This is a genomic window from Streptomyces sp. NBC_00829, assembly GCF_045161795.1.
Taxonomy (GTDB): domain Bacteria; phylum Actinomycetota; class Actinomycetes; order Streptomycetales; family Streptomycetaceae; genus Streptomyces.
Genome location: NZ_CP108867.1, coordinates 2,740,393 through 2,759,057, shown reverse-complemented (window position 1 = coordinate 2,759,057; position 18,665 = coordinate 2,740,393). Strand labels below are relative to the sequence as shown.

20 protein-coding genes are annotated in these 18,665 nt (G+C 70.6%); 12 read left to right on the top strand and 8 right to left on the bottom strand.

From position 1 onward, the window contains the following. The first annotated feature begins 26 nt into the window (after positions 1 to 26). Both dapE and OG293_RS11495 read left to right on the top strand, forming a co-directional pair. Positions 27 to 1,106, top strand: a complete 1,080-nt coding sequence (gene dapE / locus OG293_RS11500; protein ID WP_405998695.1) for a succinyl-diaminopimelate desuccinylase — start codon at positions 27 to 29, stop codon at positions 1,104 to 1,106. Positions 1,107 to 1,185: 79 nt separating this feature from the next. Further along, entirely contained in the window at positions 1,186 to 1,944 is a 759-nt protein-coding gene (locus OG293_RS11495; protein ID WP_405998694.1) for a TIGR00730 family Rossman fold protein, read from the top strand. A 153-nt stretch (positions 1,945 to 2,097) separates the two neighbouring features. Here the strand turns inward: OG293_RS11495 and folP are convergent, their stop codons facing one another. Next, positions 2,098 to 2,958, bottom strand: coding sequence for a dihydropteroate synthase (folP, locus tag OG293_RS11490; protein ID WP_405998693.1), 861 nt, complete (start codon positions 2,956 to 2,958; stop codon positions 2,098 to 2,100). 100 nt (positions 2,959 to 3,058) lie between these two features. Between folP and OG293_RS11485 the strand changes: the two genes are divergently transcribed. After that, on the top strand, positions 3,059 to 3,412 hold the full coding sequence (locus OG293_RS11485; protein ID WP_405998692.1) for a DivIVA domain-containing protein: 354 nt from the start codon (positions 3,059 to 3,061) through the stop codon (positions 3,410 to 3,412). Beyond that, positions 3,409 to 3,999 (top strand): DNA-3-methyladenine glycosylase I, encoded by a 591-nt coding sequence (locus tag OG293_RS11480; protein WP_405998691.1) that lies wholly within the window; start codon positions 3,409 to 3,411, stop codon positions 3,997 to 3,999. The genes OG293_RS11485 and OG293_RS11480 overlap by 4 nt, the downstream gene beginning before the upstream one ends. 63 nt (positions 4,000 to 4,062) lie before the next feature. Here the strand turns inward: OG293_RS11480 and OG293_RS11475 are convergent, their stop codons facing one another. After that, the gene (locus OG293_RS11475) at positions 4,063 to 4,863 is read right to left on the bottom strand and encodes an enoyl-CoA hydratase/isomerase family protein (RefSeq protein ID WP_405998690.1); all 801 of its coding nucleotides are present in this window, start codon (positions 4,861 to 4,863) and stop codon (positions 4,063 to 4,065) included. A gap of 323 nt (positions 4,864 to 5,186) precedes the next feature. Here OG293_RS11475 and OG293_RS11470 point away from each other — a divergent pair, with 323 nt between their 5' ends. Further along, the gene (locus OG293_RS11470) at positions 5,187 to 5,354 is read left to right on the top strand and encodes a DUF3117 domain-containing protein (RefSeq protein WP_003966491.1); all 168 of its coding nucleotides are present in this window, start codon (positions 5,187 to 5,189) and stop codon (positions 5,352 to 5,354) included. A 166-nt stretch (positions 5,355 to 5,520) separates the two neighbouring features. On the opposite strand, the gene OG293_RS11465 is transcribed toward OG293_RS11470, so the two are convergent. Further along, entirely contained in the window at positions 5,521 to 6,198 is a 678-nt protein-coding gene (locus tag OG293_RS11465) for an O-methyltransferase (protein WP_406003564.1), read from the bottom strand. Between the two features lie 131 nt (positions 6,199 to 6,329). Between OG293_RS11465 and sigE the strand changes: the two genes are divergently transcribed. From sigE to OG293_RS11440, 5 genes are all read left to right on the top strand, one after another. Next, positions 6,330 to 7,097: an RNA polymerase sigma factor SigE gene (gene sigE, locus OG293_RS11460; protein ID WP_405998689.1), complete on the top strand. Its 768-nt coding sequence runs from the start codon at positions 6,330 to 6,332 to the stop codon at positions 7,095 to 7,097. Continuing rightward, positions 7,094 to 8,035 carry a zf-HC2 domain-containing protein gene (locus OG293_RS11455; protein WP_405998688.1) on the top strand — a complete coding sequence of 314 codons (942 nt, stop codon included), beginning with the start codon at positions 7,094 to 7,096 and terminating at the stop codon, positions 8,033 to 8,035. The genes sigE and OG293_RS11455 overlap by 4 nt, the downstream gene beginning before the upstream one ends. Before the next feature lie 93 nt (positions 8,036 to 8,128). Continuing rightward, positions 8,129 to 10,162, top strand: a complete 2,034-nt coding sequence (locus OG293_RS11450) for a trypsin-like peptidase domain-containing protein (protein ID WP_405998687.1) — start codon at positions 8,129 to 8,131, stop codon at positions 10,160 to 10,162. Between the two features lie 139 nt (positions 10,163 to 10,301). Further along, a complete protein-coding gene (locus tag OG293_RS11445; RefSeq protein WP_405998686.1) occupies positions 10,302 to 10,748 on the top strand; it encodes a sec-independent translocase in 447 nt (148 codons plus the stop codon). A 119-nt stretch (positions 10,749 to 10,867) separates the two neighbouring features. Continuing rightward, positions 10,868 to 11,557 carry a hypothetical protein gene (locus OG293_RS11440; RefSeq protein ID WP_405998685.1) on the top strand — a complete coding sequence of 230 codons (690 nt, stop codon included), beginning with the start codon at positions 10,868 to 10,870 and terminating at the stop codon, positions 11,555 to 11,557. A gap of 194 nt (positions 11,558 to 11,751) precedes the next feature. On the opposite strand, the gene OG293_RS11435 is transcribed toward OG293_RS11440, so the two are convergent. Genes OG293_RS11435 through OG293_RS11425 form a run of 3 tightly spaced genes read right to left on the bottom strand, consistent with a single transcriptional unit; the run spans position 11,752 to position 14,805 of the window. Then, positions 11,752 to 12,885: an Mrp/NBP35 family ATP-binding protein gene (locus tag OG293_RS11435; RefSeq protein ID WP_405998684.1), complete on the bottom strand. Its 1,134-nt coding sequence runs from the start codon at positions 12,883 to 12,885 to the stop codon at positions 11,752 to 11,754. A gap of 44 nt (positions 12,886 to 12,929) precedes the next feature. After that, complete coding sequence (locus tag OG293_RS11430; RefSeq protein WP_405998683.1) at positions 12,930 to 13,520, bottom strand: DUF1003 domain-containing protein; 591 nt, start codon at positions 13,518 to 13,520, stop codon at positions 12,930 to 12,932. Continuing rightward, positions 13,513 to 14,805 (bottom strand): magnesium transporter MgtE N-terminal domain-containing protein, encoded by a 1,293-nt coding sequence (locus OG293_RS11425; protein WP_405998682.1) that lies wholly within the window; start codon positions 14,803 to 14,805, stop codon positions 13,513 to 13,515. The genes OG293_RS11430 and OG293_RS11425 overlap by 8 nt, the downstream gene beginning before the upstream one ends. Positions 14,806 to 14,979: 174 nt before the next feature. Between OG293_RS11425 and OG293_RS11420 the strand changes: the two genes are divergently transcribed. Continuing rightward, positions 14,980 to 15,744 (top strand): hypothetical protein, encoded by a 765-nt coding sequence (locus tag OG293_RS11420; protein ID WP_405998681.1) that lies wholly within the window; start codon positions 14,980 to 14,982, stop codon positions 15,742 to 15,744. 92 nt (positions 15,745 to 15,836) lie between these two features. On the opposite strand, the gene OG293_RS11415 is transcribed toward OG293_RS11420, so the two are convergent. Continuing rightward, entirely contained in the window at positions 15,837 to 16,346 is a 510-nt protein-coding gene (locus OG293_RS11415; protein WP_405998680.1) for a hypothetical protein, read from the bottom strand. 24 nt (positions 16,347 to 16,370) lie between these two features. Further along, positions 16,371 to 17,486 carry a magnesium and cobalt transport protein CorA gene (locus tag OG293_RS11410; RefSeq protein WP_405998679.1) on the bottom strand — a complete coding sequence of 372 codons (1,116 nt, stop codon included), beginning with the start codon at positions 17,484 to 17,486 and terminating at the stop codon, positions 16,371 to 16,373. A gap of 442 nt (positions 17,487 to 17,928) precedes the next feature. Here OG293_RS11410 and OG293_RS11405 point away from each other — a divergent pair, with 442 nt between their 5' ends. Continuing rightward, a complete protein-coding gene (locus OG293_RS11405) occupies positions 17,929 to 18,519 on the top strand; it encodes a suppressor of fused domain protein (RefSeq protein WP_405998678.1) in 591 nt (196 codons plus the stop codon). The last annotated feature ends 146 nt before the right edge of the window (positions 18,520 to 18,665 follow it).

The following is an 18,665-nucleotide window of genomic DNA, read 5'->3' as shown; positions in this document are numbered from 1 at the left end:
CTGGAGCCCGCGTTAGGGTCGGAGGCATGCCCGACACCGTGCTTGACCTCACCCTTGATGCCCCGGCGCTGACCGCCGCACTCGTCGACTTCCCATCCGTCAGCGGCACGGAGAAGCCCCTGGCCGACGCGATCGAGGAGGCACTGCGCGCCCTTCCGCACCTCACCGTCGACCGGCACGGGAACAACGTCGTGGCGCGCACCTACCTCGGACGCGCCGAGCGTGTCATCCTCGCCGGGCACATCGACACGGTCCCGATCGCCGACAACGTCCCCTCCCGGCTGGACGAGAACGGCGTGCTGTGGGGATGCGGTACAAGTGACATGAAATCGGGCGTCGCCCTGCAGCTGCGCGTCGCCGCGACCGTGCCCGAGCCCAACCGCGACCTCACCTTCATCTTCTACGACAACGAAGAGGTCGCCGCCCACCTCAACGGTCTCGGACACGTGGCCGAGGCCCATCCCGACTGGCTGGACGGCGACTTCGCGGTCCTCCTGGAGCCCTCCGACGCCCAGGTCGAGGGCGGCTGCCAGGGCACGCTGCGTGTCCTGCTCCGTACGAGTGGGGAGCGGGCACACTCCGCGCGGAGCTGGATGGGGTCCAACGCCATTCACGCGGCGGCGCCGATCCTGGACCGCCTCGCCGCGTACGAGCCGCGGCGACCCGTGATCGACGGCCTGGAGTACCGGGAGGGGCTCAACGCCGTACGAATCGAGGCGGGCGTCGCCAGCAACGTCATTCCCGACGAGTGCACCGTGACGGTCAACTACCGCTATGCCCCCGACCGCACCGAGCAGGAGGCCCTGGCGCACGTCCACGAGACCTTCGCCGGCTGCGGGGTCGTCGAGTTCGTGGTGGACGATCATTCCGGCGGTGCGCTGCCCGGCCTCTCGCACCCCGCCGCCGCCGCGTTCATGGAGGCGGTCGGCGGCACCGCGCAGCCCAAGTTCGGCTGGACGGATGTCTCACGCTTCAGCGCGCTCGGCGTGCCCGCCGTCAATTACGGACCCGGCGACGCGCTCTTCGCGCACAAGCGGGACGAGCACGTCGCCGTGGAGAAGATCTCGCACTGCGAGGTCCGGCTCCGCGACTGGCTCACTGCATGACAGCCGATATTTCACATGTCGTAACGTTTCCAGACCTACCCTGACCCAAAGCAACGTTGTTCGGCGGAGGGAGCAGGTCATGGGCAACCCCCAGGGATCCGAGGGATTGCGGGCGCTGGAGGAGCAGCGACTGGGTCCGGTACTGCGCCGCAGGGATCAGGTGCAGCCCGGCACCACCGACCAGCGGCTGCTGGACACCGAGGGCGACTCCGAGTGGGTGCACACGGACCCCTGGCGGGTCATGCGCATCCAGTCCGAGTTCGTCGAGGGCTTCGGCGCGCTCGCGGAACTGCCCAGCGCGATCAGCGTCTTCGGCTCCGCCCGTACGGCCCCGGGAAGCCCCGAGTACGAGACGGGCGTCCGCATCGGCAAGGCCCTGGTCGACGCCGGCTTCGCGGTGATCACGGGCGGCGGCCCGGGCGCGATGGAGGCGGCGAACAAGGGAGCCCGGGAAGCCGAGGGCATCTCGGTCGGCCTGGGCATCGAGCTCCCCTTCGAGCAGGGGCTCAACCAACACGTCGACATCGGCGTGAACTTCCGCTACTTCTTCGTCCGCAAGACGATGTTCGTGAAGTACGCGCAGGGCTTCGTGGTCCTGCCGGGCGGCCTCGGCACCCTGGACGAGCTGTTCGAGGCGCTGACCCTGGTCCAGACGGGCAAGGTGACGCGCTTCCCGATCGTGCTGTTCGGTACGGAGTACTGGAGCGGCCTGGTGGACTGGCTGCGAAACACCGTGGTGGCGCAGGGGAAGGCGTCCGAGCACGATCTGCTGCTCTTCCACGTCACGGACGACGTGGAAGAGGCGGTGGCGATGGTCACCAAGGAGACGGGCCGCTAGGGCCCTTCCTCCGGGCCTGGGGTCGTTCGCCTGGATCTTGCCGGGCTCGCGTGCCCGGCAAGCCCTGCGGGCACGCCTCGACCGTCGGACGGGAGCAGGATCAGCCCCTCCGGCGGTCGAGGAGCGGGGGCCGGGGACCGGGGCGTGTGCGGGTCAGGCGAGGCCGCGCCGCGCCACCGAGGGCGCCCGGTGGCCCGCAATCGTGGCCACCATGTCGAGCACCTGGCGCGTCTCGGCCACCTCGTGCACGCGGTACACCCGCGCCCCCAGCCAGGCCGAGACCGCCGTCGTCGCCAGCGTCCCGATCACACGTTCCTTCACCGGCTTGTCCAGCGTCTCGCCGACGAAGTCCTTGTTGGAGAGCGACACCAGAACCGGCCAGCCCGTGTCGACCATCTCACCGAGCCGCCGGGTCGCCTCCAGGCTGTGCCGGGTGTTCTTCCCGAAGTCATGCCCCGGGTCGATCATGATCCCGTCCCGGCGAACGCCCAGTTCCAACGCCCGCTCGGCCAGCGAGAGCGTCACCCGCAGAATGTCGGCGACCACGTCGTCGTAGGCGATCCGGTGCGGTCGCGTCCTTGGCTCCGCGCCGCCCGCGTGGGTGCACACCAGGCCCGCGCCGTACCGTGCGGCGACCTCCGCAAGCTTCGGGTCGACCCCGCCCCACGCGTCGTTGAGCAGATCGGCGCCCGCTTCGCAGACCGCCTCGCCCACCTCGTGCCGCCAGGTGTCGACACTGATCACCACGTCCGGGAACCGCTTGCGCACCTCGGCCACGAAGCCGACCGTCCGCCGCGCCTCCTCGTCGGCGCTCACGTCCTCGCCGGGTCCGGCCTTCACCCCGCCGATGTCGATGATGGCGGCGCCCTCCGCCACCGCCTGCTCGACCCGGGCGAGGGCGGGCTCGTCGCGGAACGTCGCGCCCTGGTCGTAGAAGGAGTCAGGCGTGCGGTTCACGATCGCCATGATCACCGGCTCGTGCGCGTCGAATTCGCGCTGTCCCAGCCGCAGCATCAGCTGTTTCCTCCTCAGGTCGTTCGCCTGCGACCCTAACTGCCGGACCGGCGTGGCACGATCAGCACCGGACAGTTTTCCGATCGGGGAGAGGTCGCTCGTGTTCTTGTTCTTGCTGATCGCAATGGTCGTGGTCGTCGCCGCGGTCACGTTCGCCGTGGTCGGCGGCGGCGACAGCGCGGCCCTGCCCGAGGTCGCGCCCGAGCAGCTCGTCGACCCGCTGCCCGCCACCCGCCCCCTCGGCCGTGCCGACGTCGACGCGCTGCGGCTGCCGGTCGCTCCCCGCGGCTACCGCATGGCCGATGTGGACGATGTGCTGGGACGCCTCGGCGCCGAGCTCGCCGAGCGGGACGCGCGCATCGCCGAGCTGGAGTCCGCGCTGGCCGGTGCCCAGGCCTCCGCCGTGCGCAGACCCGATCTGTTCACCAAGCCCGGCGAGGAGCCCCGGCAGTGACCGGCGGTGCCGTACCCGGGCCCGACGGAAAGCTCCGCTGCCCCTGGGGGCTGTCCACGGACGACTACATCACGTACCACGACGAGGAGTGGGGCCGCCCGGTCCACGGCGACGACGCCCTCTTCGAACGGCTCTGCCTGGAGGCGTTCCAGTCGGGCCTGTCCTGGATCACCATCCTGCGCCGCCGAGGGAGTTTCCGCACCGCCTTCGACGACTTCAAGATCACCGCGGTGGCCGGGTACACCGACGCCGACAAGGAGCGTCTCCTCGCCGACCCCGGCATCATCCGCAACCGCGCCAAGGTCGAGGCGACACTGGCCAACGCCCGGGTGCTCGCCGACTGGGAGGCCGGTGAGCTGGACACGCTGATCTGGTCGTACGCCCCGAAGAGCGGCAAGCGGCCGGCTCCGCGCACCATCGCCGACGTGCCCGCGGTCACCGACGAGTCCACGGCACTGGCGAAGGCCCTCAAGAAGCGCGGTCTGCGCTTCATCGGGCCGACCACGGCGTATGCCCTGATGCAGGCCTGCGGCATCGTCGACGACCATCTGAGCGACTGCGTCGCCCGCGGGGCCGGGGCCCGCTGAGCGGCCGGACCGGGCGGCCCGGATTCCGGCAGCGGCCGGATTCCCCGGCGGGCCCGGATCCCCTCAGCGGCCCAGGTACTTCGGCTTCTCCTTGGCGATGAACGCCTGGACAGCGATGGAGTGGTCCTCCGAGGCACCGGCCCGTGACTGGAGCTCGTCCTCCTTGCCGAGGGCCTCGTCAAGGGTGTGACCCGCGCCGAAGGCGAGGGACTCCTTGATCGCCGCGTACGCCACGGTCGGTCCCCCGGCGAGCGCGCGGGCCACCGCGGCGGCCTCGGCGGCCAGCTCGTCGGCGGGAACCACCTTGTTCGCGATGCCCAGCTCGTACGCCTCCTGGGCGGAGATCGAACGCGGGAAGAGCAGCAGGTCGGCGGCGCGGCTCTGGCCGATGAGCCGGGGCAGTGTCCAGGACACCCCCGAGTCCGCCGTCAGCGCGACGCCCGCGAAGGACGTCGTGAACGTGGCGGTGTCGGCGACGACCCGGTAGTCCGCGGCGAGGGCGAAACCGAGCCCCGCACCCGCGGCGACGCCGTTGACCCCGGCGACGACCGGCTTCGGCATCTCGGTGAGGGCCCGCACGATGGGGTTGTAGTGGTCCCGCACGGTGTTCATCGTGTTCCGGCTGCCGGTCTCGCGGTCCTCGGCGAGGAAGCCGATGTGCTCCTTGAGGTCCTGGCCCACACAGAAGGCGCGCCCGGACGCGGTGAGCAGTACCGCCCGTACGGCGGGGTCGGCGGAGGCCGCCCGTGCCGCGTCCCGGAGGGCGACCTTGGCCTCGGTGTTCATCGCGTTCATGGCCTCGGGCCGGTTGATCGTGATCGTCGCGAGTCCGTCGCTCACGTCGTACAGCACGGAGTCGGCCATGGCAGGGTCCCCTTTGCGGCTCAAGCGGTGGTGTTCAGGCGTCTACGGCCCGTGTTCAGCCCCAGCATGGCGGAGATCGTCGGGGCCGAACATGTGACCTGCGTCAAACAATCTCCGGGCCGCTTTTCGTGCGGGGTGGCGAAGTATCGCAGGCGGATCGCCGAATTGAGTGGTTTTGAGAGAGCGCGTTGCGCAAGCGATGCCGACCGATGTTGGTCATCGGGTCCCGCCATGCGGGATAATGACCTGGAAGCAATGTGTTCGATGCCGGTGACACCTGGGTTGTCGGCTGCGATGAGCTGGTTTCAGGAAGGGGAACGAGCATGGCGGCCATGAAGCCGCGGACGGGCGACGGCCCGCTCGAGGTGACCAAGGAGGGGCGGGGCATCGTCATGCGCGTTCCCCTCGAAGGCGGCGGTCGGCTTGTCGTCGAGCTGACTCCGGACGAAGCCGATGCCCTCGGCGACGCCCTGAAGAAGGTCGTCGGCTGACGCGGAAGCGCCCACACTTCTCACTGCCCCGGCACGGGTGTGCCGGGGCAGTGCTGTCTCCGGTGGCCGTGCGTCCGAAGGGACAGAGGCCGCGAGCCCGGCAGGACCGCGGTTGCCGAGAGGGCGGGCTCAGCCGCGGCGGACCGCGGTTGCCGAGAGGGCGGGCTCAGCCGCGGCGGACCGCGCAGAGGAGTCCGTCGCCCACCGGCAGGAGCGAGGGCAGCAGCTCCTGGCTCTCGCGGACCGCGCGCAGCAGCTCGCGTACGCGCAGCACCTCCGGAGGCTGGGCCGCGGAGTCGACCGTGCGGCCGTCGGAGAAAACGCCCTCGAAGCAGACGAGACCACCTGGTCGCAGCAGGCGCAACGATTCAGCGAGGTAGTCCAGCGACTCCATGCGGTCGCCGTCGCAGAAGACGAGGTCGTATCCGCCGTCCGCCAGCCGGGGGAGTACGTCGAGCGCCCGCCCGGGGATGAAACGCGCGCGGTTCGCGGCGAAGCCGGCCGCGCGGAAGGCCTCCTTGGCGAACTGCTGGCGGTCCGGCTCCGGGTCCACCGTGGTCAGTACGCCGTCGGGCCGCATGCCGTGCAGCAGATAGATCCCGGAGACACCCGTCCCGGTACCGATTTCGGCCACTGCTTTCGCGTCAGTGCTGGCAGCGAGCAGTCGCAGCGCGGCGCCGGTGCCTGGCGACACCGAGGGGAGCCCTGACTCCCGGGCCCGGTCCCGGGCCCAGCGCAGTGCGTCGTCCTCGGCGACAAAGGCGTCGGCGAACGCCCAGCTCGTCTGCCGGTTTGCGGTGATGACCCTCTCCTGTCCCCGTAGTTGGCGCGACGCTGACTGTATCCGCTGCGCCCGGGAACCCGCAGATGGGACCAGGCGTTGTGAAAGGCGGGGGGAAGCGCATGATTCAGGACCGGAAGCAGCACCCAAATTCGCGTAAAGATTCTTATCCGGAGCTAACGGGCGAGGTGGCTATGGTAGGGGCTCCGCTGGACACCACCAGAGCCGACAGGGGAGGTGCGGCTGCACCTGCGGATCGGAGAGGAGTGCTGAGGCGCTTTCTCAGGTCGACGGGTGAGCCGAAATCCGTGACCTACATTGCTGACCAGTCCCGCACCCACGACTCCGCAGCTACGGCGACCTTCGCATCGGATGCGGAATCGCAGGCGTGGACCCCTCCCACGTGGGAGGAGATCGTCAGCACACACAGCGGCCGGGTCTACCGCCTCGCTTACCGGCTGACGGGCAACCAGCACGACGCGGAGGACCTCACCCAGGAGGTCTTCGTCCGCGTCTTCCGCTCGTTGTCGACGTACACCCCCGGCACTTTCGAGGGCTGGCTGCACCGGATCACCACGAACCTGTTCCTGGACATGGTGCGCCGCAAGCAGCGCATCCGTTTCGACGCCCTCGGCGACGACGCGGCCGAGCGTCTGCCCAGCCGTGAGCCCTCGCCGCAGCAGGTCTTCAACGACACCCATTTCGACGCCGACGTGCAGCAGGCACTGGACACCCTCGCGCCGGAGTTCCGCGCCGCCGTGGTGCTCTGTGACATCGAGGGCCTGTCGTACGAGGAGATCGCCGCGACGCTCGGCGTCAAGCTCGGCACCGTCCGCAGCCGTATCCACCGCGGCCGGTCACATCTGCGCAAGGCCCTGCAGCACCGTTCTCCGGAGGCCCGTGCGGAGCAGCGCACGCTGGCGGGTGCGGTCGGCCTGGCAGGGGAGGGCGGACCGGCGTGAGCGGCTCCAGTCCGACCCCTGCGGAGCAGCACCTGGGGGACCGGCTCGCTGCGCTTGTCGACGGTGAGCTGAAACATGACGCCCGGGACCGGGTGCTTGCGCACCTGGCCACCTGTCCCAAGTGCAAGGCCGAGGCCGATGCCCAGCGCCGCCTGAAGAACGTCTTCGCGCACGCCGCGCCGCCGCCGCCCTCCGAAGGGCTGCTCGCGCGGCTCCAGGGGCTGCCCGCGGGGCCCGTGGGTGACGATGACGGCCCGGACGGGCCCTTCGGCGGGGGAAGGATCACCGATTCCGTCTTTGGACCACTGAGCCCCTCCACGGGGCAGCGGCGCGACTCCGGCACGGAGACCTTCGGATACGTTCCGGCGGGGACCCACGCGACCGCACTCCCCGGCAGCTCCGGCGGTTTCCGCATCCATGACGTGGGGCGTGCCGATGCGGAGCGCTCGCCCTGGCGCGGCCGGAGGTTCGCCTTCGCGGCGGCCAGCGCCGTGTCGTTCGCGGCGATCGCCCTCGGCGGCGCACTGCCGTTGGACACCTCGCTCCAGCCGGGCCCCAGAGGCGAGGGTGCGGGGAACAACGTCACACCGCTCAGGTCCGCGACCCCTCCCGGGGGAGCGAACAGCGGATCGGGCCTGGTGAACGGCATCAGGAGCGCGGAGGTCGAGCGCCGCCGCAGCGTGGGCGGCGCGAGATCGGACAACTGGTCCGCTGTCGCCGGGGCGCCCAGTCTGCTGGCCCCGGCGGCACCGCCGAGCCACGCCTTCGCCGCCCCCGTGCTGATCGACACCAACTTCTCCATGCCGCCGTCGGCACGGGCCACGGGCTCGGCGTTCCAGCTCGCCACCGCCCCCGGCCTGACCCCCACCGTCACACCGGTGCCGACGCATCTCGCATCTCCGGCCCAGCCTGCTCGGCCCCTGCCTCCCCGGCGCTGAGAGGGCCCTGCGCAGGGATTCGCAAACCTGGTTGAATCCTCTGAGCGTGCCCCGCGGGGGTGCGTAGTGGCCGGCAGTTTGCGGGGGGAGAGCATGAACGACGGGAAGCCCAGAGGGCCGAAGGCGAAGTGGTGGAGCCGGCCCGGCGCGGGACGTGCCACGCACCCCGAGGCGCAGCCTCAGGAACCGGTGACCGTGGCCGCGCCCGAGGACGTCCCGGACGCCGAGGTCACCGCCGAGCTCCCGCCGACCCGGGCCCAGGACGCGACCCCGGCCCCGGACGCGAGCCAGGTCGAAGCTGCGCCCCCGGCCCCGGACGCGAGCCCAGTCCAAGACGCGAGCCAGGTCCAAGCTGCGCCCCCAGTCCAAGACGCGAGCCAGGTCCAAGCTGCGCCCCCGGCCCCGGACGCGACCGCGGCCCCGGCAGCAACCCCGGTCCAGGAGGCGACCTCAGTCCAGGAGGCGACGACCTCGGCCCAGGACTCGACCTCGGCCCAGGACTCGACCTCGGCCCAGGACGGGAGCCCAGTCCAGGACGCGGCCTCCGCCCCGGCTGCGAACCAGGCTCCGGCGCCGGCGCCCGTGGTGCCGGCCGTCCCGGACGGGACCGCGGAGCCGGCATCCGCGCAGACCAGGCCGCAGCCGCTCCACGCGCCCGATGAGTACAGCACCCCGCCGTACGGCGAGCCCGGGCCGTGGGCGCCCGCGCCTCCCGTGCAGCACCCGGGGACCACGCCGGCGCAGGGCACGCCCGTACCACCGACGTATCCGGTGTCGAACGGCATGCCCCCGGCCGGTGGCGGGGGCGGCGATGGATACGCCCAGCCGTCCCAGCCGCACCCGGATCCCCATCAGACCCATCCGCAGCTGCCGCCCCAGACGCATCCTCAGCTCCAGGTCCCCGCCCACGTCCCGGCCCATCTCCCCGCCCCGCCCCAGCAGGGGACCTCTCAGTGGCTGCAGTACGACCCGTGGAGCACCCCCGGGCAGCCCCTGACCCACCCCGGTGAGCCCGCGAAGCGCCGGCGTGGGTCCCTGGTCACCGGAGCCGTCGTACTGGCCCTGGTCGCGGGCGGTATCGGCGGAGGCATCGGCGCGTACATCGAGCGCAACGGCGGCATCAGCGACATCGAACTCCCGCAGGCGCCGAAGGACAACGGCAACCGGGCCCCCGACAGCGTCGCGGGCATCGCGGCCAGTGCGCTGCCCAGCGTCGTCACCCTCCATGTCAGCGGACGCGGCGCACAGGGCACCGGCACCGGCTTCGTCCTGGACCATGCGGGTCACATCCTGACCAACAACCATGTCGTCGACCTGGCGGGTTCCTCCGGCGAGATCTCCGTCACGTTCAGCGGTGGCGAGATCGCCAAGGCGACGCTCGTCGGCAAGGACGGCGGCTACGACCTCGCCGTCGTCAAGGTCACCGGTGTCTCCGGCCTCAAGCCGCTGCCGCTCGGGAACTCCGACAGCGTTCAGGTGGGCGACCCGGTCGTGGCCATCGGCGCACCCTTCGACCTTCAGAACACCGTGACCTCCGGCATCATCAGCGCCAAGGAGCGCCCCATCACCGCAGGCGGGGAGAGGGGCGACGGCAGCGATGTCAGCTATGTCGACGCGCTCCAGACCGACGCGCCGATAAACCCCGGCAATTCGGGCGGACCGCTGGTGGATGCCAAGGCCCGGGTCATCGGCATCAACAGCGCCATCCGCGCCGCGGACACCGGATCGGCTCCGGAGGGCGGCCAGCCCGGTTCCATCGGACTCGGCTTCGCCATCCCCATCAACCAGGGCAAGCGTGTGGCCGAGGAGCTGATCAACACAGGCAAGGCCGCCCACGCGGTCATCGGCGTCACTCTCGACATGAAGTACACCGGCGACGGCGCCCGTGTCGGCGACACGCGCAAGGACGGCGCCTCGGCCGTCTCCCGCGGCGGCCCCGCCGCCAAGGCCGGCATCAGGCCCGGCGACGTGATCACCAGGGTCGACGGACAGCGTGTGCACAACGGCGAGGAACTGATTGTCAAGATCCGTTCGCACCGCCCCGGCAACCGGCTGGAGCTGACCTTCGTCCGCGACGGCCGTGAACGGACGATGACGCTCACACTCGGCTCCGCGCACGGCACATGACGGGCGGAGGAACGGCGACGGCACAGGCGCGTGCACGGGTGCCGGGAAGGTACCGCGCGGACGGTTTCGCCGGGTACCGTGGATCGGGCGCCCGGACCCCATACGACCTGCGGGCCAACGGAACACAAGGAGCAGCAGGGTGTTCAACGACATAGGCGTACTGGAGGTGGCGGCTCTTGTGGTGCTTGCCGTGCTCATCTTCGGCCCCGACAAGCTGCCGAAGGTCATTTCGGACGCCTCCCGTTTCATCCGGAAGATCCGTGAGTTCTCCGAGAGCGCGAAGCAGGACATCCGCAGCGAACTGGGCCCGGAGTTCAAGGACTTCGAATTCGAGGACCTCAATCCCAAGGCGTTCATCCGCAAGCAGCTGAACGAGAACGAGGACCTCAAGGAGCTCAAGGAACTCCGCAGCAGCTTCGACCTCAAGAAAGAGATCAACGAGGTCGCCGACGCGGTGAACGACACGGAGCCGGACCCGCCGGTCGGCGCGTCGGTCAACGGCTCGCCCGGCACCCCCGACCTGCTCAAGAAGCGCGAAAAGCCCGATCAGGACGAGCGCCCGCCCTTCGACGCAGACGCCACCTGAGTAGCGTCAATCCCTGCGAGTCGGTGCAGGGTGGCTATTCTCCATCTGTCCGGACGTGAGGACGCCCGAGGGGGGCGGGTCCGCTCCGGGCCTCGGACACAGAGGAGGCGGCCGGGTAGATGGAGACGACAAGTCGACCAGCGGCGCAAGAAACGGTCAGCGATTCCCCTGCCCCTGGGCAGCACCCGCTCGCGGCGGCAGCGGCGGGGACGCCGGCCAAGCGTGCGGTCGACGGATACCTGCGCGCGCCCTTCCCCTGGTACGGACTGGACGAGGCCTTCACCGGCCCTCGCTGGCTGATGCAGGTCGGCGTGGCCGCGGACGGCACGGTTCAGCACGGTGCGATGGGGCACGGCGACGAGCCGTCGATAAGGTCGGACGCCGGCGGCCCGGAGAAGGAGCGCTTCGCTGCGGTCATCACCGTCGCGGCGAGCCCGGTGCGCCACAGCGGCGACGGCACGGGAGTCCTTGATGCCACCACGGTCTCCTCGGCGGCGTGGCTGGCCGGGTCCGGCCTGCTGGCCCACACCTGGCCCCCACAGCTGGACCACTCGCTGCGCGACAACTGGCTGGACCAGCAGACGGAGACCGCGTTCGAGCTGGCCGACGATCTGACCGGACCCGAGTGGTCGGTTCTCTTGCTTCCGGTGGACGGTGTACCGACGACCTTCCACTACCGCGAGTCGGAGTTCGGCTGGGTCCTGGCGGGTTCGACAGGGGCCGGGGTGCACATCGGGGCGTACGGGCGGGGGATGAGCGCGTACGGGCTCGGCTTCTCGGCGGTGCAGGACCTCGGGGCGTACGCCTAGGGTCTTTCGTTTGGATCAGGCCGGATCAGCGAGCCCGCGGCAGGACCCAAACGAGAGGCCCTCGCCGACTGCGTTCACCAGGGCTCCGGCCCCGGACCCCGGGCGCGGCCAGGGCTCCCGCCCCGGACCCCGGGCGCGGCGACGGCCGGAGGGGCCCACCATGGGCCCCTCCGGCCGTCGCGGGCCCGAGTCCGTCAGAACTTGTTGCGCGGGGTGATCCCCAGGCTCATGCCCGACAGGCCGCGCGCCCGGCCCCCCAGCTTGCCCGCGATAGCGCGGAGCGCAGCGCCCGCAGGGGAGTCCGGGTCCGTCAGGACGACCGGCTTGCCCTCGTCGCCGCCCTCTCGCAGGCGGACGTCGATCGGGATGGAGCCCAGCACCGGTACATGCGCGCCGGTCGTCTTCGTCAGGCCCTCGGCGACCCGCTGGCCGCCGCCCGAGCCGAACACATCGACCATCTCGTCGCAGTGCGGACACGGCAGCCCCGACATGTTCTCGACGACGCCGACGATCTTCTGGTGGGTCTGCACGGCGATCGAGCCGGCACGCTCGGCCACCTCGGCTGCGGCCTGCTGCGGGGTGGTGACGACCAGGATCTCGGCGTTCGGCACCAGCTGCGCCACCGAGATCGCGATGTCGCCGGTGCCCGGCGGCAGGTCGAGAAGAAGCACGTCGAGGTCGCCCCAGTACACATCCGCCAGGAACTGCTGGAGCGCGCGGTGCAGCATCGGGCCGCGCCACACCACCGGGGCGTTGCCCGGGGTGAACATCCCGATCGAGATGACCTTCACACCGTTCGCCGACGGAGGCATGATCATGTTCTCGACCTGGGTGGGACGGCCGTCCGCGCCGAGCATCCGCGGCACGCTGTGGCCGTAGATGTCCGCGTCGACGACGCCGACCTTCAGACCGTCGGCGGCCATCGCCGCCGCGAGGTTCACGGTCACGGAGGACTTGCCGACGCCGCCCTTGCCCGAGGCCACCGCGTACACCCGGGTCAGCGAGCCCGGCTTGGCGAACGGCACCTCACGCTCGGCCGTCCCGCCGCGCAGCGAGGCCGCCAGCTCGCGCCGCTGCTCGTCGCCCATCACGTCCAGCGTGACGTCGACGCGCGTGACGCCCTCGACACCCGCGACCGCGTCCGTCACATTCTTGGTGATCGTCTCGCGCATGGGGCAGCCGGAGACGGTGAGGTACACCGTGACCGCGACCGCTCCGTCCACACCGATCTCGACCGATTTCACCATGCCGAGGTCGGTGATCGGTCGGTTGATCTCGGGGTCGTTCACCGTCGCCAGTGCCTCAAGCACCGCGTCTTCCGTAGCCATAAGCCCGATGGTACGGCGCTGACTCCCGCCTGCGGAAAGCCCTGTCAGCGGTCGCCTTCGTCACTCCCATGGCGACGCACCCGCGGGAACAGGGCGCGATGCTCCTCCAGCTCCTTCACCAGGTCCTCGAGCTCGGAGCGGATCCAGTCCCGCGTCGCCACCTCGCCGAGGCCCATCCGCAGCGCCGCGATCTCCCGCGTGAGGTACTCGGTGTCCGCGATGGACCGCTCGTTCTGCTTGCGGTCCTGTTCGTGGGTGACCCGGTCGCGGTCGTCCTGGCGGTTCTGCGCCAGCAGGATCAGCGGGGCCGCGTACGACGCCTGGAGCGAGAGCATGAGCGTCAGAAAGATGAACGGGTACTGGTCGAAGCGGAGATCCTCGGGCGCGGAGACGTTCCAGAGCACCCACATGATGATGATCACCGTCATCCAGACGATGAACCGCCCGGTCCCCAGGAAGCGGGCGATCCGCTCCGAGAACCGCCCGAAGGCCTCGGGATCGTACTCCGGGAGCAGACTGCGGCGGGGCGCCCGCGGCTGGTCCAGCCGGGCGCGGTGGCGCGGCGCGGCACTCGCCCCCGCGGGCGTCCGCTCCTTCTGCTCGCCGCGTTCGGACTGCCCGTGGTCGCTACCCATGGGCGGGCTCCTCGCCGGGGGCCTCCTCATGCGCGGACTCGTCGAACTCCGTCTCCCGCCAGTCGTCCGGCAGCAGATGGTCGAGTACGTCGTCGACGGTCACGGCCCCCAGCAGCGATCCGCTCTCGTCCACGACGGGCGCCGCCACCATGTTGTAGGCGGCGAGATAACTGGTGACGGCGGGCAGCTGGGTGTCGGGAGCGAGCGGCGGCAGATCACTGTCCACGATCGAACTGACCAGGGTGAACGGCGGGTCCCTCAGCAGCCGCTGGAAGTGCACCGTGCCCAGGTACTTGCCGGTCGGCGTCTCGTCCGGCGGCCGGCAGACGTACACCTGCGCGGCGAGCGCGGGGGAGAGGTCCTGCTGGCGTACGCGCGCCAGCGCGTCCGCGACCGTCGCGTCCGGCCGCAGCACGATCGGCTCGGTGGTCATCAGACCGCCCGCGGTCCGCTCCTCGTACGACAGCAGCCGCCGCACATCGGCGGCGTCGTCCGGCCGCATCAGCGCGAGGAGCCGCTCCTTGTCCTCTTCGGGCAGTTCGGACAGCAGGTCGGCCGCGTCGTCCGGGTCCATGGCCTCCAGGACGTCCGCCGCGCGCTCCTCCTTGAGCTTGCCGAGGATCTCCACCTGGTCGTCGTCCGGCAGCTCCTCCAGCACGTCCGCGAGCCGGTCGTCGTCGAGGGCGGCGGCGACCTCGGCACGGCGCTTGGGCGAGAGATGGTGCAGCACATTGGCGAGATCCGCGGGGCGCAGCTGCTCGAACGTGGCCAGCAGACTCTCGGCGCCCTGGCCGTGCTCCTCCAGCGAGAACCCCGTCACGGCGGACCACTCGACGGTCAGCGTCTCGCCCTTGCGGCGCAGTGCCCCGGGCTTGCCCTTGCGTACGAAGACCTTGTCGATCTCCCAGTCCCGGCGGGCCGGGAGCTGGGAGATCGAGACATCGAGGACGGCGACCTCCTCGCCGCTCTCCACCAGCCGTACACGCCGGTCGAGCAGCTCACCGAGGACCAGCCGCTCGGTGGGCCGCTGCTCGAAGCGGCGCATGTTCAGCACGCCCGTGGTGATGACCTGGCCCGACTCCATGCCGGTGACCCGGGTCATGGGGAGGAAGATCCGGCGGCGGCTGAGCACCTCGACGACCATGCCCAGCAGCCGCGGCGGACGGCGGCCGACGCGGAGCATCGCGACCAGGTCCCGCACCCGTCCGACCTGGTCGCCGTGGGGGTCGAAGACAGGCACACCGGCGAGGTGCGAGACAAAGATCCGGGGGGCGCCTCCCGCCATGCTCCGCGCCTCCTCTTTGCCCTTGAATGCCGCTGTTTGAGGGCTTCAGGCTAGCCCGTACCGTTCCGCTACGCCCTGGCTGGGCGTCCGGACGGGACTCTTCTGATCGGTGCCTTCAGCACGGGTACGCTGCGGTCTGCCACCCACGACACGCAGCTGAGAGGCAGTGCGCCTGTGACTCCCCTCCCTCCCGTTTCCCGGGCCCGCCGGGCAGCGCTCCTCCTGGTGCTGTGTGCCGGGCCGACCGCGGCACTCACGGCGTGCGGCGAGGATCCGGACGCGGGGACGAACGGCGTCGGCAAGCTCACCGCGGCCGAGATCGAGACGAAGGCGCGCGCCGCGGCGGACGGTGCGGCGGCGGTACGGCTCTCCGGGACGCTGGTCAGCAAGGGCGGCACGTACAAGCTGAACATGCGGCTCAAGCACGACGGCGGCTCCGGTTCCGTCACGTCGAAGGACAACACCTTCGAGCTGCTGCGGATCGGGGACGTGCTCTATCTGAAGGCCGATGCGGGGTTCTGGAGCCGTGCGGACGGCAAGGGCACCGAGAAGCCGAGCCCGACGGACACGGAGGCCGCGGGCAAGCTCAACGACAAGTACGTGAAGGTGCCGAAGGGGGACCCCGCGTACAAGCAGTTCCGCGGTTTCACGGACATGGATGTGCTGCTCGACGGGCTGCTCGGGATGCAGGGCGAACTCAGCAAGGGCGACCACAAGAAGGTGGGTGGCGTCCGTACGATCAAGGTCAAGGCGGGCGAGGGCGCGGGCGGCACGCTCGACGTCTCGCTGGAGGGCAAGCCGTACCCCCTGCAGTTCGCCCGGGCGGGCGGGGCGGGGGTGCTGACACTGGGGGACTGGGACAGGGACTTCGCGCTGGCGGCGCCACCGAAGGACGAGACGGTGGACTACGGCGGCCAGCTCCCCAAGTCGAGCGACTGACGGTCGCTTCCGGGGGCCGGGCGCATCAAGCCCGTCGGGCGATCGAGGACGAAGGACCCGCCGGGCGATCGAGGACGAAGACCCGTGCGGGGTCAGCCGCGCTTCTTGCGCTTCAGGAGCAGCCGCGGCAACCCCGCCGGAATCGCCTGCCGCGTCGTCGCCGGCGTCGGCAGCGGCGCCTCGGCCAGCGACGCGTCCGGCAGCTCCGTCGTCGCCCGTCCCGGCTCCAGCCGCAGCACCCGGCACTCCCGCGCCCACCGCTCCGTCATCTGCTCCGCGTCCGGCGCGTTCAGGCGCTTGCCCTTCAGCTCGGCGACGGCCGACTCCCACGCCTCGGAGTGCGGCTCCAGCTCGCTCACCGCCGCCGTCCAGGCGATCAGACGCCCGCCCTTGTCCTTGCTGCGCACCGTGACCTCGGCAGTCGCGCCGTCGGCCAACTGCGGCAGGGGCTGTTCGCCGGGGCCGTCGCCGAGGACATGGGCCGCGCCCTCGTGCCATACGTGCCACAGCGCCCGCGCGGGACCGGCGCCGCGCACCCAGATGAGGCCGGACTTCTTCGTGGCCTCCTCGACGAGCAACCGGTCGAGCCGCAGATCTGTCATGAGCGCAGCCTATCGGCCCGCCCTCTACAGCCAGCCGTTGCGCTTCAACGTGCGGTGGATGACGAGGCAGACGCCGATGATGCCGGTCATCACCATGCCGTAGCCGTACTTCCAGTGCAGTTCCGGCATGTGGTCGAAGTTCATGCCGTACACCCCGCAGACCGCCGTCGGCACGGCGATGATCGCCGCCCAGGAGGTGATCTTGCGCATGTCCTCGTTCTGCGCGACCGTCGCCTGCGCCAGATTGGCCTGGAGGATGGAGTTCAGCAGTTCGTCGAAGCCGATGACCTCTTCCTGGACACGGGCGAGGTGGTCGGCGACATCGCGGAAGTACTTCTGGATGTCCGGGTCGATCAGCCGCATCGGCCGTTCGCTCAGCAGCTGCATCGGACGCAGCAGCGGCGACACCGCTCGCTTGAACTCCAGTACCTCACGCTTGAGCTGGTAGATCCGCCCGGCGTCGCTGCCCCGCGGGCTGCCCTTCGCCGGTGCCGAGAAGACATCGATCTCGACCTCGTCGATGTCGTCCTGTACGGCCGCGGCCACCGCGATGTACCCGTCGACGACATGGTCGGCGATGGCGTGCAGCACCGACGAGGGCCCTTTGGCGAGCAGTTCGGCGTCCTTCTGCAGACCGTGCCGCAGCGCCCGGAGCGAGCCCTTGCCGCCGTGGCGGACCGTGATGACGAAGTCCCGCCCGGTGAAGCACATCACCTCGCCGGTCTCCACGACCTCGCTCGTCGCCGTGAGCTCGGCGTGCTCGACGTAGTGGATCGTCTTGAAGACGGTGAACAGTGTGTCGTCGTACCGCTCCAGCTTGGGCCGCTGGTGGGCGTGGACCGCGTCCTCCACGGCCAGGGGGTGCAGCCCGAACTCCGCCGCGATGCCCGCGAATTCGGCCTCCGTCGGCTCGTGCAGCCCGATCCATGCGAAGCCGCCGCCCTCCCGCACGCGCAGCATCGCCTCGTGCGGTGTCTGGCAGGACTCGCTCTCCATCCGCTTCCCGTCGCGGTAGACCGCGCAGTCGACGACGGCGCTGGAGGCGGACGGGTCGCGGGTGGTGTCGTACGTGCTGTACGGGGTACTGCTCTTGCGCAGGGACGGGCGCACTGCTGCGCGCAGGTCACGGATCATCGACATGGCGGGCTCCTTCACGGAGAGGCCGTCGGCGAGTGGCGTGGCACAGCCCGGAATGAGGACGTGATGCATACGTCCGCAAAGCGGGCGGCACCGCGGGATCGCGGTGACGGCGTTCGCTACAGACAGGCAAATACGAAGTGCTCTTCCGTCGTGCGAAATGCCGTGGGCCCCGTGCGGGAAGGCCTCAGATCACAGAGGAAAGGTGCCGTGCGGAAGAGCGGTTGGTACTGCACGGTCGACTTCGATCCACCGCAGCCCCACCTCCTCCGGCCGGTCCCCCGTGGGGGATGACGTGTCGTCGGGACGTGAGGGCAACTGCCCCGGAGCGCCGCCTGGGAGAAACCCCATCCGCGTGCTCGGCCCGACCAGCGGCCAAGACTATCAGCCGACAGAGGGTCAATCCCTTGCTTTGCCCGTTCCATACGCGCTTTATGCTCGCGACATGGAAGATGTTCTTGCGCTCGTCGAGGCCAGGTTGCGTACGTCACTCGGTGAACCGGACGCACGCGCGGCGGTGACCTTCCTCGGTACGGACCGTATCGAGGTGCTCCGGTTCCTGGACCGCGACGCAGACATCGTCCGCTACGCCACCCTCGGCATGTCCGCGCACCCCATGACCGACCCGACGGCGGCGCTCGCCGACCCGGTGAAGGGGCCGCGCGCGGAGCTCGTCCTGTCCGTACGGGCGGGGCTCGCCGACACCGACAAGGTGCTGCGTCCGCTCGCCGTGCTCGCCGCGTCCCCGCAGGTCGAGGGCGTGGTCGTGGCTCCCGGCGCCTCGCTGGACGTGGGCGATCCGCTCTGGCCGGCCGCGCCGTTCAGCTCGGTCCTGGTCGCCGAGCCCGGCGGACTCGTCGAGGACCTGGGGCTGGACGCTCCCATGGACCCGGTCCGCTTTCTGCCACTGCTGCCGATGACGTCGAACGAGGCGGCCTTCAAGCGCGTGCACGGCGCGCAGGAACTCCAGGAGCGGTGGCTGACGCACGGCACGGACCTGCGCGATCCACTGCGCAGGTCCGTCACTCTCGACTGACCGCCGGTGACTGCGGGCCGGAGCCCGTCGTTCGGATCACGCCGGGCTCGCTGATCGGGCCTGATCCGGAACGGCTCCGCTGCTTCCGGCCGGGCCGGATGTCCTGCACCTCGACCAAGTAGTTGCTATATGCATGCAGTGGATGG